Annotated in this window: 12 protein-coding genes; 3 read left to right on the forward strand and 9 right to left on the reverse strand. The window is 69.0% G+C overall.

Annotation, left to right across the window (positions count from 1 at the left end; translation table 11 throughout):
- The first annotated feature begins 4 nt into the window (after positions 1-4).
- The gene (locus ACO2SS_RS26470; RefSeq protein WP_423280860.1) at positions 5-931 is read left to right on the forward strand and encodes a glutaminase; all 927 of its coding nucleotides are present in this window, start codon (positions 5-7) and stop codon (positions 929-931) included.
- A 73-nt stretch (positions 932-1,004) separates the two neighbouring features.
- Here the strand turns inward: ACO2SS_RS26470 and ACO2SS_RS26475 are convergent, their stop codons facing one another.
- On the reverse strand, positions 1,005-1,202 hold the full coding sequence (locus ACO2SS_RS26475) for a DUF2735 domain-containing protein (protein WP_423280861.1): 198 nt from the start codon (positions 1,200-1,202) through the stop codon (positions 1,005-1,007).
- A gap of 301 nt (positions 1,203-1,503) precedes the next feature.
- Between ACO2SS_RS26475 and ACO2SS_RS26480 the strand changes: the two genes are divergently transcribed.
- Positions 1,504-2,541, forward strand: a complete 1,038-nt coding sequence (locus tag ACO2SS_RS26480) for a glutamine synthetase beta-grasp domain-containing protein (protein WP_423280862.1) — start codon at positions 1,504-1,506, stop codon at positions 2,539-2,541.
- 169 nt (positions 2,542-2,710) lie between these two features.
- Entirely contained in the window at positions 2,711-3,064 is a 354-nt protein-coding gene (locus ACO2SS_RS26485; protein ID WP_423280863.1) for a hypothetical protein, read from the forward strand.
- A gap of 67 nt (positions 3,065-3,131) precedes the next feature.
- On the opposite strand, the gene paoC is transcribed toward ACO2SS_RS26485, so the two are convergent.
- The 8 genes from paoC to ACO2SS_RS26525 form a co-directional block, all read right to left on the reverse strand.
- Positions 3,132-5,351 (reverse strand): aldehyde oxidoreductase molybdenum-binding subunit PaoC, encoded by a 2,220-nt coding sequence (gene paoC, locus ACO2SS_RS26490; protein WP_423280864.1) that lies wholly within the window; start codon positions 5,349-5,351, stop codon positions 3,132-3,134.
- Positions 5,352-5,354: 3 nt separating this feature from the next.
- Positions 5,355-6,305 carry an FAD binding domain-containing protein gene (locus tag ACO2SS_RS26495; RefSeq protein ID WP_423280865.1) on the reverse strand — a complete coding sequence of 317 codons (951 nt, stop codon included), beginning with the start codon at positions 6,303-6,305 and terminating at the stop codon, positions 5,355-5,357.
- Positions 6,302-6,949 carry an aldehyde dehydrogenase iron-sulfur subunit PaoA gene (paoA, locus tag ACO2SS_RS26500; RefSeq protein WP_423280866.1) on the reverse strand — a complete coding sequence of 216 codons (648 nt, stop codon included), beginning with the start codon at positions 6,947-6,949 and terminating at the stop codon, positions 6,302-6,304. Before paoA ends, ACO2SS_RS26495 begins: the two co-directional genes overlap by 4 nt.
- Before the next feature lie 279 nt (positions 6,950-7,228).
- On the reverse strand, positions 7,229-8,845 hold the full coding sequence (locus ACO2SS_RS26505) for a class I adenylate-forming enzyme family protein (RefSeq protein WP_423280867.1): 1,617 nt from the start codon (positions 8,843-8,845) through the stop codon (positions 7,229-7,231).
- A complete protein-coding gene (locus ACO2SS_RS26510) occupies positions 8,832-9,503 on the reverse strand; it encodes an ABC transporter ATP-binding protein (protein WP_423280868.1) in 672 nt (223 codons plus the stop codon). The genes ACO2SS_RS26505 and ACO2SS_RS26510 overlap by 14 nt, the downstream gene beginning before the upstream one ends.
- Positions 9,500-10,255, reverse strand: a complete 756-nt coding sequence (locus tag ACO2SS_RS26515) for an ABC transporter ATP-binding protein (RefSeq protein WP_423280869.1) — start codon at positions 10,253-10,255, stop codon at positions 9,500-9,502. Before ACO2SS_RS26515 ends, ACO2SS_RS26510 begins: the two co-directional genes overlap by 4 nt.
- Positions 10,252-11,238 (reverse strand): branched-chain amino acid ABC transporter permease, encoded by a 987-nt coding sequence (locus ACO2SS_RS26520; protein ID WP_423280870.1) that lies wholly within the window; start codon positions 11,236-11,238, stop codon positions 10,252-10,254. The genes ACO2SS_RS26515 and ACO2SS_RS26520 overlap by 4 nt, the downstream gene beginning before the upstream one ends.
- The gene (locus ACO2SS_RS26525) at positions 11,238-12,134 is read right to left on the reverse strand and encodes a branched-chain amino acid ABC transporter permease (protein ID WP_423280871.1); all 897 of its coding nucleotides are present in this window, start codon (positions 12,132-12,134) and stop codon (positions 11,238-11,240) included. The genes ACO2SS_RS26520 and ACO2SS_RS26525 overlap by 1 nt, the downstream gene beginning before the upstream one ends.
- Between the last annotated feature and the right edge of the window lie 24 nt (positions 12,135-12,158).

The following is a 12,158-nucleotide window of genomic DNA, read 5'->3' on the forward strand; positions in this document are numbered from 1 at the left end:
CACCTTGTCCGAGTTGCAGCGCGTCGTCAGCGAGATCGTGGACGAGATGCGCGCGAGGGAGGACCGGGGCGAGGTCGCGACCTACATCTCCGAACTGGCGCGCGTCGACCCGCGCCAGTTCGGGCTCGCGGTCATCGATGCCGAGGGGAACGTCGCCGCCGCGGGCGATTGCGACGTGCCCTTCTCCATCCAGAGCATCTCGAAGGTCTTCACCCTGACGCTGGCGCTCGGCAAGGTGGGCGACCGGCTCTGGCGCCGCGTCGGCCGCGAGCCGTCCGGCAGCCCGTTCAACTCGATCGTCCAGCTGGAGCGGGAGCGCGGCATTCCGCGCAACCCCTTCATCAATGCCGGCGCGATCGTGGTGACGGACGTGATCCTCTCCGGGCATCAGCCCCGGGAGGCCCTGGGCGAGATCCTCCGCTTCATGCAGTTCCTCGGGCAGGACGCGTCGATCACCATCGACAGCGCGGTCGCGGCCTCCGAGCAGCGGACCGGTTTCCGCAACCGCGCGCTCGCCAACTACATGAAGTCGTTCGACGCGATCGAGAACACGGTCGATTTCGTGCTCGGCGCCTATTTCCACCATTGCGCGATCGCGATGTCGTGCCGGCAGCTCGCGACCGCGGGGCGGTTCCTGGCCCATCTCGGCCGCAACCCGGAAACCGGGTTCTCGGTCGTGCAGCCGGAGCGGGCGCGCCGCATCAACGCGCTCATGCTCACCTGCGGCCATTACGACGGCTCCGGCGAATTCGCCTATCGGGTGGGCCTGCCGGGAAAGAGCGGCGTCGGCGGCGGCATCTTCGCGGTCGCGCCCGGAAAGGCCTCCATCGCGGTCTGGTCGCCGGGGCTCGACGCCTCCGGCAACTCGCATCTGGGGCGGCTCGCGCTCGAGGAACTCGCGAAGCGCCTCGGCTGGTCGATCTTCGGCTGAGCGGGCGCGCCGGACCGGCCTATCGCCGGACTGGCGCTTTTGGAGGCTGGTCGCCGGAGAGGCAGGAACCCCCTCAGGACTTCCGCGACCTGTCCTCCTGGATCGCGGCCTCGTGGTACCAGGCCGACCCGAACGAGATGGTCACGGGGCGAGCCTCGCCCTGATGTCTCTTCGATTCCGGGCTTCCCAGCCCGGCAGATGCCCGCGGACGAACGGGAAACTGATAGATCTTGGCCGATGTCCGACCCGCATCTGAGTTCATGATCATCATCTCCTGACCTCTCAACGCCGCCACATACAATCGGGTTGCTTTCGTATAACGCGCGATGCACTCAGGATCAGCATCGATTTCGGCATATTGCGCAATTTGCAGGCAATTTCCGCAGTAGCTCTTTTGCCTGATCGCTCATCAGCACGGATTGCCGCGCGATCGAGCAGCCTAGGATTTAGGCGCAGCTGCCCAGGGCAGCCTGCCGCTTAGGCGGTTCTGGCACGCTTGCTGCTACGGAGCGCCCGGGTGGCATGACCGGCTCGCACGAGGCAGGGCCGGCAACGCAGGCGAGAGAGCCCGGATGACGAAGTATAAACTCGAGTACATTTGGCTGGACGGGTACACCCCGACGCCGAACCTGCGCGGCAAGACGCAGATCAAGGAATTTTCGAGCTTCCCGACGCTGGAGCAGCTGCCGCTCTGGGGCTTCGACGGCTCCTCGACGATGCAGGCCGAGGGCCACTCGTCCGATTGCGTGCTGAAGCCGGTCGCCCTCTATCCGGACGCGACGCGCGTCAACGGCGTCCTCGTCATGTGCGAGGTCATGATGCCGGACGGCGTCACCCCGCATCCGTCGAACAAGCGCGCCACCATCCTCGATGACGAGGGCGCCTGGTTCGGCTTCGAGCAGGAGTACTTCTTCTACAAGGACGGCCGCCCGCTCGGCTTCCCCACGGAAGGCTACCCGGCGCCGCAGGGCCCCTACTACACGGGTGTCGGCTACAAGAACGTGGGCTCGGTGGCGCGCGAGATCGTCGAGAAGCATCTCGACCTGTGCCTCGCGGCCGGCATCAACCACGAGGGCATCAACGCCGAGGTGGCGAAGGGCCAGTGGGAGTTCCAGATCTTCGGGAAGGGCTCCAGGACCGCCGCCGACCAGATCTGGATGGCGCGCTACCTGATGATGCGCCTCTGCGAGAGCTACGGCATCGACATCGAGTGGCACTGCAAGCCGCTCGGCGACACCGACTGGAACGGCTCGGGCATGCACTGCAACTTCTCGACCGAGTACATGCGCAATGTCGGCGGGAAGGAGTATTTCGAGGCCTTGATGGCCCAGTTCGACAAGAACCTGATGGACCACATCGCCGTCTACGGCCCGGACAACGACAAGCGTCTGACCGGCAAGCACGAGACGGCGCCGTGGAACAAGTTCAGCTACGGCGTCGCCGACCGTGGCGCCTCGATCCGCGTGCCGCATTCCTTCGTGAACAACGGCTACAAGGGCTATCTCGAGGATCGCCGCCCGAACTCCATGGGCGACCCCTACCAGATCGCCTCGCAGGTCCTGAAGACGATCTCCGAGGTTCCGACCGCCAAGGTCGCGGCTGCGGCCTGATCTTGCTCCCGGCGCGGGCACGCCCCGCGCCGGGCCTTTTCGCCGGCCGCGAGGAGCGCCGGCTTGCGAGGCGCGCATCGGCTGTCGAGCAGCCCGGCCGGATGCATGCGCGGACGCGCAGCCTGCCGCCGGCGGCGGAGGCATGACCGCTCGAAGGTGACACTTGGAAATGACGGGGCGACGGTACCGGGCCAATCTGCCCGCGCCGGAGGACACGACGCTTTCCGGTTCGACACCGCTCCTGACGCCCGGCTTCCTCCGCTTCGTCGGGGAATTGCTGTTCGGGGAGCGCTGGCAGACGCCTCTCGCGACCTATCTCGGCGACTTCCGCGGCAGGCCCGTCAACCCGGCCGTGATCCATCATTGGACGACCGCCACGCGCTCGGTGCCCGACTGGGTCGCAGGCGCTCTCGTGGCAGCGCTCGAAGACCGCCGCACGGATTGGCAGCAGCGGGCCCAGACGGCCCGCGAGGTCGCCGACAGGATCCGATCAGGTCACGGCAGCGGGCCACTCCGGAGCTGAGGCCGGACGGCCACGCTCGCCCTATCTATCCCGCATCAGGCGCACCGCCCGCGATGCGCCCCGTTCCTTATGCCGCCTCGGGCAGCCGCGTCAGGAGCTTGTCCAGTGTGACCGGGTAGTCGCGCACGCGAATACCCGTCGCGTTGTAGACGGCATTGGCGATCGCGGCCCCGACCCCGCACAGCCCGAGTTCGCCGACGCCCTTCGCCTTCATGGGCGAGGACATCGGGTCCGTCTCGTCCATGAAGATCACCTCCTGGTGCGGGATGTCGGCATGGACCGGCACCTCGTAGCCGGCGAGGTCGTGATTGACGAAGAAGCCCCGCCGCGTATCGACCGCGAGCTCCTCCATCAGGGCCGCGCCGACGCCCATCGTCATGGCGCCGATGACCTGGCTGCGCGCCGATTTCGGGTTGATGATCCGGCCCGCGGCGCAGACGGCCAGCATGCGCCGCACGCGGACCTCGGCCGTGTACGAGTCGACCGCCACCTCGACGAAATGGCCCGCGAAGGTCGATTGCTGCTGCTTCTTCGACAGGTCGCCGTACTCGATCAGGTCTTCCGCCACGAGCTCGCCCGAACGTGCCGATTCGGCGAGGGGTACGGTGCGGTTGCCGGCCCGGACCTCGCCATCGGCGAAGGCCGCGTCGGCCGAGTTGAAGCCGAGCTTCTGCGCCACCGCCTCGCGCAGCTTCACGCAGGCGGCGTAGACGCCGGCGGTCGAATTGTTGGCGCCCCACTGGCCTCCCGAGCCGGCCCCGGCCGGGAAGTCGGAATCGCCGAGCCGGACCACGACCTTCTCCAGCGGCACGCCCATCATCTCGGCCGCCGTCTGGGCGATGATCGTGTAGCTCCCGGTGCCGATATCGGTCATGTCGGTTTCGACCGTCACAATCCCGCGGCCGTCGAGGCGCACGCGTGCGGCCGACTTCGTCAGCAGGTTGTTGCGGAACCCGGCCGCCATGCCCATGCCGACAAGCCATTTGCCGTCGCGGGCCTGGCCTGGCTGCGGGTTGCGCTTCGCCCACCCGAACTTGTCGGCGCCAAGGCGCAGGCAGCCGACGAGGTTGCGGTGCGAGAAGGCGCGGTCCGGCTTCTCGGGATCGACCTGCGTGTCGTTGCGGATGCGGAACTCGACCGGATCGAGCCCGAGCTTCTCGGCCATCTCGTCCATGGCGATCTCGAGCGCCATCAGGCCCGGCGCCTCGCCCGGCGCCCGCATCGCGTTCCCTTCCGGCAGGTCGAGATGCGCGAGCTTCATGGAGGTGAGGCGGTTCGCCCCGGCATAGAGCAGCTTCGTCTGCTGGGTCGCGGTCTCGGGCTTGCCGTCCGGCAGGTTCCCGGAGGTGCTCTCGTGGGCGATCGCCGTGATGATGCCCTCCGGATTCGCCCCGATCCGGATGCGCTGGATGGTGGCCGGCCGGTGCGTGGTGTTGTTCGGAATGAGCGGGCGGGTCAGCGCCACCTTCACGGGCCGCTGCGCCGCCTTCGCGGCCAGGGCCGCGAGCACCGCGTCGGCGCGGATGAAGAGCTTCCCGCCGAAACCACCGCCGATATAGGGCGAGTCGAGCCGGACATTCTCGGGCTTGATCCCGAGGATCTTGGCCATGCTCTCCTTGCCCCAGGCGATCATCTGGTTGGAGGTCCAGAGCGTGAGCTTGTCGCCGGACCAGGCCGCGACGGTCGCGTGCGGCTCCATCATGGCGTGGGACTCGTCGGCCGTCGTGTAGGTCTCGTCCAGCTTCACGGGCGCAGCCGCGAAGGCACCCTCGAAATCGCCGATCCGATCCTCCGGGCCTCCTCCGCTGCCCTCGCCGCTGTCCCCCGCGACGGGCTTTGCAGCCGGGGCCTCGGCCGCGAGATCGAACTTGCCCACCTCCGGTGCATAATCGACGCGGACCAGGAAGGAGGCCGCGCGCGCCTGCTCGAAGGTCTCGGCCACCACGACGGCGATCGCCTGGTGGTAATGCTGCACCTTGTCGCCGCCGAAGAGATAGGCCGCGTTCATCCGGCCGCGTTCCAGGCGGGGCGTATCGAGCGTGGTGACGATGGTGACGACGCCCGGCGCCCGCCGCGCGTCATCGACGTGGATCGCCTTGATGCGTCCCTTCGGAATGGTCGCACCGAGGACGAAGCCATAGGCCTGGTTCGGCGCCACGTCGTGCCGCTCGAAAGCATAGGGGGCGGTGCCGGTCGTCTTGTACTTGCCGTCGATCCGGTCCGTCGGCTTGCCGACGACCTTCATCTGGTCGATCGGATTGGTCGTGGCTGGCGTGTCGAACTTCATGGCTCAGGACCTCGCTTCAGCCAGGACGGCACTCAGCGTCCGCTCGGCGAGCGGGAGCTTGAAGGCGTTCTCGTGGGTGGGCTTGGCGCCATCCAGCAGCGCGGAGGCGGTGGCCTTGGCGCCCCGCGGCAGCTCGGCTTCGGCCGCCTCGACCCGCCAGGGCTTATGGGCCACGCCGCCGAGCGCGACGCGCCCGCTGCCGTCCCGCTGGACGACCGCCGCCACGGAGACGAGCGCGAAGGCGTAGGAGGCCCGGTCGCGCACCTTGCGGTAGATCTGCTTGCCGCCGAGCGGCTTCGGCAGCGTCACGGCCGTGATCAGCTCGCCCTGCTCCAGCGCCGTCTCGATATGCGGCGTGTCGCCGGGGAGCTTGTGGAACTCGGCAATGGGGATGGAGCGCGTCGCGCCGTCCGCCTTCACGGTTTCGACCGTGGCATCCAGCGCGCGCATCGCCACCGCCATGTCGGACGGGTTCGTGGCGATGCAGGCCTCGCTGGCCCCGATCACCGCGAGCTGGCGGCTAACGCCGCCGATCGCCGAGCAGCCCGAGCCCGGCTCGCGCTTATTGCAGGGCTGTGCGGTGTCGTAGAAATACGGGCAGCGGGTGCGCTGCAGGAGGTTGCCGGCCGTCGTCGCCTTGTTGCGCAGCTGCCCGGAGGCGCCGGCCAGCAACGCGCGGGACAGCACGCCGTAATCGCGCCGCACGCGTTCGTCCGCCGCGAGGTCGGTGTTGCGCACCAGCGCTCCGATGCGCAGGCCGCCCTCCGGCGTCGGCTCGATCGTGTCGAGCTTGAGCCCGTTCACGTCGACGAGATGCTCGGGCGTCTCGATCTGCAGCTTCATCAGGTCGAGCAGGTTGGTGCCGCCTGCGATGAACTTCGCGCCGGGCGTCCTGGCGACGGCCGCGGCGGCCTCGGCCGGGCTCTTCGCGCGCTCGTAGGTGAAGGCCCTCATCCCTGCCTCCTCGACGGCTGGCCGGCGACTTCGGTCATCGCCTCGACGATGTTGGAATAGGCGCCGCAGCGGCAGATGTTGCCGCTCATGCGCTCGCGGATCTCGGCCTCGCTCAGCTCGACCGGCGCCGTGATGTCGGCTGTCGCATGGCTCGGGATGCCGGCCTTGATCTCGTCCAGCACGGCGAGGCCGGAGACGATCTGGCCAGGCGTGCAATAGCCGCACTGGTAGCCGTCATGCCTGACGAAGGCGGCCTGCATGGGATGCAGGTTCTCGGGCGTGCCGAGGCCTTCGATGGTGGTGACCTCGCTGCCTTCATGCATCAGGGCGAGCGTGAGGCAGGAATTGATCCGGACACCGTCCACGATCACCGTGCAGGCGCCGCATTGGCCGTGGTCGCAGCCCTTCTTCGAGCCGGTGAGCTGCAGATTCTCCCGCAGCAGGTCGAGCAGGGTCGTGCGGGTATCGACATCGAGCGACCGGGCCTGCCCGTTCACCTTCACCGAGACGCGGCTCATCACGGGCGTGCCGACCGGCGCGGGCTGCGCCCGTGCGCCGAGCGGTGCGCTCGCCATCGCGGCGCAGGCACCGGCGCCGACCATCAGGCCGCGCCTGTCAACGTTGAGATCGCCGGGACCCGGCATCGCGGCCTCCATCTGCTCGACTGGGAACGGCCGAAGCGAGTACGACCGCGGTCGCGCCTCGTTCATTGTTCCGCAGCGAACATTTCCCGGGCGACCAGCCTGTAACGATTAAAAACTCGAGCCGGTTCGGCTGCCTGGAAAATTGGCAGGTCCCGGAACCTACCGGCCGATGCCTCTGAAATCACTGACGAAACGAGAAGCGTCCGCCCGGATCAGGCGTCGGGGCGGAGCGCCTGCGACAATATCCCCCCGGCCCGATCCAGGGGGCCGGCGGCAGGTTCAGGCCGCAGTTTCGTTAGCGATCGTCTCCCGAAGCTGCCGCTTCAGGACCTTCCCGTTGGCGTTCCGCGGGAGCGGTTCCTGCGCAAACGTGACCGTCTCGGGAACCTTGTAATCCGCGAGGTTGCGGCGGCAGAGCTCCTGCAGGTCGCCAGCCGCGACCTCCGCGCGGCGATACACGAAGGCGTGGACGCGCTCGCCCAGGACGGGACAGGGAACGCCCACAACGGCGCATTCCACCACGGCCTCGTGGCTCGCCAGCACGGTCTCGACCTCGGCCGTGAACACCTTGTAGCCGCCGCGATTGATCATGTCCTTCTTGCGGTCGAACACCCGCACGAAGCCGTCCCGGTCGATCGAGCCGACATCGCCCGAATGCCAGAAGCCGCCCGTGAAGCCCGATCTCGTCGCCTCCGGGTTCCGCCAATAGCCCGACACCACGGCCGGGCCGTGGATCCAGATCTCGCCCGTCTCGCCCGGCGGCACCTCGCGCCCGTCGTCGTCCACCGCGATCACGGTCGCGCCGGGCACCGGAAGGCCGACGCTGTCGCGGTGGCTGGCCGTGAAGCGCGACGGCATGAGGGTCGCGGGCGAGGAGGTCTCCGTGGCGCCGTAGGCGTTCATCAGCCCGAGGCCGGGCAGCGCCTCGGCCAGCCGCTCGATGGTGGGTACCGGCATCGGCGCGCCGCCATAGCCGCCGACCCGCCAGGCCGAGAGGTCGTGCCGGGCGAAATCGGGCTGCAGCAGGCACAGATTGTACATGGCCGGCACCATGACCGTGTGCGTCACCCGCTCGCGGGACGCCATGGCCAGGAAGTCGGCCGCCTTGAAGCCCGGGATGACCACGAGCGTGCCGCCGCAGCGCGCCATGGCGAGCGCATTCGCGACGAGGCCCGTCACATGGCTCAGCGGCACCGCCGCGATAGACCGGTCCGCGGGGCCGAGCTCCATGCAATGCACATAGACGCTGGCCGAGTGGACGAGGCCGAGCCCGGTCAGCATCGCGCCCTTGGGGCGGCCGGTCGTGCCCGACGTGTAGAGGATGATTGCGGTGTCGTCCTCCTGCACCTCGGCCGGTTCCGGGGCGGCTTCGTGGGCCTCCAGGGCGGCCCAGCCGTTCCCGTCCGCGGTCGACCTGCCGACCGCGACGACGTGCAGGAGGTCGGGAACGCTCTCCGGAGCCGGCACGAGCGCGAGGAGGTCGCTCTCGCAGAGAAGAACCCGGGCGCCGCTGTCGTTCAGCGCATGGGCGATCTCCGGCGTCTGCTGGCGGATGCCGAGCGGAACCGCGACGGCGCCGAGACGGGCGAGCGCGAACAGCGCCAGGACGAACTCGGCCCGGTTGCCGAGCAGCAGCGCCACCCTGTCGCCCGGACCGACGCCGCGCGCCGCGAGCCCTCCGGCGGCCCGGCCGCTGCGCTCCAGGATCTCGGCCCAGGTGAGGCGGAGCTCGCCGACGACGAGCCCCTCCCCTGCTCCGTTCAGGGCGACGGCGTGCTGGAGGAGGCCGAAGAGCGAGCGCGGCCGATCCGGAAAGCAGGCGACGACGCGATCGCCCCAATGCGCCTCCCGGCGCAGCGGCGGGACCGTCCCGCCAGACCAGTCATGCACTGCCATAGGAAGGCGCTCCGTTCGCGCCGCGATCTATCACATAGGCCGCATCGAACAGCGTGCGGGCGTGATTGACGTCCGATTGCGAGATGACGACCGTGAGGTCGGTCCCGCGCAGCCCGAAGATCAGTTCGGACAGGCGCTGCGACAGCGCGGGCGCGACGCCTTCGAACGGCTCGTCGAGCAGCAAGAGCCGTGTTCCCACGGCCAGCGCACGGCCGAGCGCCACCAGCTTCTGCTGCCCGCCGGAGAGAAGCAGCGCCTTCCTGTCCCGCATCTCGGCGAGCTCGGGCATGAGCCGGTAGACCAGCGCGAGGCGCTCGTCCCGCCGCAGCGTCTTCGACACCCAGACGGGAAGGAGGATGTTCTCCTCCACGGTCAGCTCCGGCACGAGCTGCCGGTCCTCGGGCATGTAGCCGATCCCGAGCGGCGCGCGCGCATGCGCCGGGAGCGCGGCGAGGTCCCGCCCATCGACGCTGATCCGGCCCCGCTCCGGCCGCAGATGCCCCATCACGGTCCGCATCAGCGTGGTCTTGCCGGCTCCGTTGCGGCCGATGAGGCCGACCATGCGGCCGGGCTCGACGCTGAGCGAGAAGCCGCGCAGGGCCTGCATCGACTGGATCGTGACGTGGACGTCCTCGATGGCGAGAAAGGTCTGGCTCATGCGGCGGGCTCGCCCGTCACGTAGCGGCGGACCTCGGGGTCGCGCAGCACCTCGGCTGGGGCGCCGTCCGCGATCACGCGCCCGGCATAGAAGGCGACGACCCGCTCCGAATAGGCGCGCACGATGTCCATGTCGTGCTCCACGAACAGGATGGTCGGCGAACCCTCGCCCGCGATCGCGAGGGCGATCCTGTCCATGGCGGGAAATTTCTCCTCCGCGCTGACGCCGGAGGTCGGCTCGTCGAGCAGCAGCAGCCGAGGGCGGCGGGCGAGCGCCATGGCAATGTCGAGGAGCTTGCGAACCCCGCCGGGCAGCTCCGCGACGGGCCGCTCGGCATAGCCGGCGAGGCCGAAGCGGCCGAGGAGGTCGCGCGCCTTGTCCTCGCGCGCCTCCTCCCCGGGCCGGCGCCAGAAGGACAGCGCCCCGTCTTCCGCCGACGCGCAGGCGACCAGCATGTTCTCCCGGGCGGTGAGTTCGACGCAGAGCTGCGGGATCTGGAAGGAACGGCAGATGCCGCGCCGTGCGACCTCGCGCGGGGAGAGCCCGGCGACGCTCTCGCCTCCCAGCAGGATCTCGCCGGCATCCGGCCGGAGATAGCCCGTGACCATGTTCACGAAGGTCGTCTTGCCGGCGCCGTTCGCGCCGATGAGGCTCACCCGCTGGCCGGCCGGCACCTCGAGGTCGATGGCGGATGCCGCGACGACAGCGCCGAAGCGCTTGTCGAGCCCGCGGGCGGACAGGACGGGAGTCATTCGGCCGGGCTCCGCCTGGCGGCGATCGGATCGGCCGGTTCGGACGAGCGCTCCTTCCTGCGGCGCGTCCAGAGCGAGCCGATGCCGTTCGGCAGGAACAGGATGACCGCGAGCAGGAAGATGCCGAGCGCCATCTGCCAGGTATTGGGGAAGTAGAGATTGGAGAAGGACCGCACGAGCTCCAGCAGCAGCGACGCCACATAGATCGCCGGCACGCTGGACGGCCCGGCCAGGATCGCCACGAAGACGAACTCGCCCGATTGCGTCCAGTAGGCGAAGGTCGGCTCGATATGGCCGAGCGCGATCACGGTCAGCGCGCCGCCGATGCCGCCGAGCACGCCGGCAAGCGTGAAGTTCGTCGCCATCACGGCGCGTGCATTCGTGCCGAGATACTCGACCCGGAGCCCGTTCGCCTGGATGGCCTGGGTGACGAGGCCGCGTACGGAGCCGATCAGCACCGCCACGAGGCATGACGCGATCCCGGTCACGGCGAGCGTGAAGGCGTAGAGCACGTATTCCCCCCGCGCTCCGTCCATGCGCATGCCAAGCACCGAGGGACGGGACATGTTGAACCCGTCCGAGCCGCCGAGCGCCGTCCACTTCACCAGGATGCCGTAGAGCACCATGGACAGAGCGAGCGTGAGCATGCCGAAGAAGATCCCGCTGTAGCGGGCGAGCAGCGGCGCCACGGCGGCGGCCACGAGGCCCGCGCTCGCTCCGCCGAGCAGCGTCAGGATCAGCGCATCGCCGATCCCGAGGCGCGTCGCGGCGAGCGCTGCCGCATAGCCGCCAATGGCAAAGGGCAGCCCCTGCCCGAAGGACACGACGCCGCCTCGCATCAGCAGCAGGATCCCGAGCGACACGAGGCCATGCGAGGCCGTGATCGTGCCCAGGAACAGCAGCCAGTTCGGCAGCACCAGCCCCAGCAGGATCAGGCCCAGGGTCCCGCCCGCGCCGCCGAGGATCAGGAGGTCGCGCCGCATCAGATCTTCCGCGCGACTGCGCGCTGGAACAGGCCCTCGGGCCTCCAGACCAGGACGGCCGCCATCACGAGGTAGATGGAGAACAGCTCAGCCTCGGGGAGAAGATGGACGGAGGTGGCGCGCGCCAGGCCGACCACGAGCGCCCCGATGGCCGCGCCCTCGATCGAGCCGAGTCCGCCGATGATGATGACCGCGAAGCTGGCGATGATCACGCCGACGGAGATGCCCGGCTGGACGGAGATGAGCGGCGCCGTGAAGGCTCCGCCGAGCGCGGCCAGGAACACGCCGATCGTGAAGGCGACCCAATGGACGCGGCCGATATTCACACCCATCCCGGCGCTCATCTCGGGATTATGGATGACGGCCAGCACGATCTTGCCCGACACCGTGCGGTTCAGGCCGAACCAGACCGCGACGCCGCAGATCGCCGCAAGCCCGATCAGGGCGATATCGTAGCCGACATAGAAGAGCGGCCCGATGGCGATGTTGCCGAAGAGCCCGTAGGGCTCCGTGACGTAGTAGGGGTTCGCGCCCCAGACCAGCTTCGTCGCATCCTCCAGGATGAGGAACAGCGCGTAGGTCACGAGGAGCAGCACGACCTCGTCGCGGCCGTAGAACAGCCGCAGGAGACCGCGTTCGAGCAGCGGCGCCAGCACGATGGCGACGAGGACGGCCGCCAGGAGAAGCGCCAGCAGCGACCAGGCGCCTCCGAAGCCCCAGGCGGCCGCCCAGCCCACGGCGCTCGCCGCCACATAGGCGCCGATGGCGTAGAGGCTGCCATGCGCGATGTTCAGGATCTTCAGTACGCCGAAGATCAGCGTGAGCCCCAGCGCTACGACGAAGAGCCATGAGGCATAGATGAGGCCGTCCATCAGGATGGTCAGGAACAGGCCCACGCGCCGCCTCGTCTACGCCCTCGG

The organism is Enterovirga sp. CN4-39, assembly GCF_049446235.1.
Taxonomy (GTDB): Bacteria; Pseudomonadota; Alphaproteobacteria; order Rhizobiales; family Beijerinckiaceae; genus Enterovirga.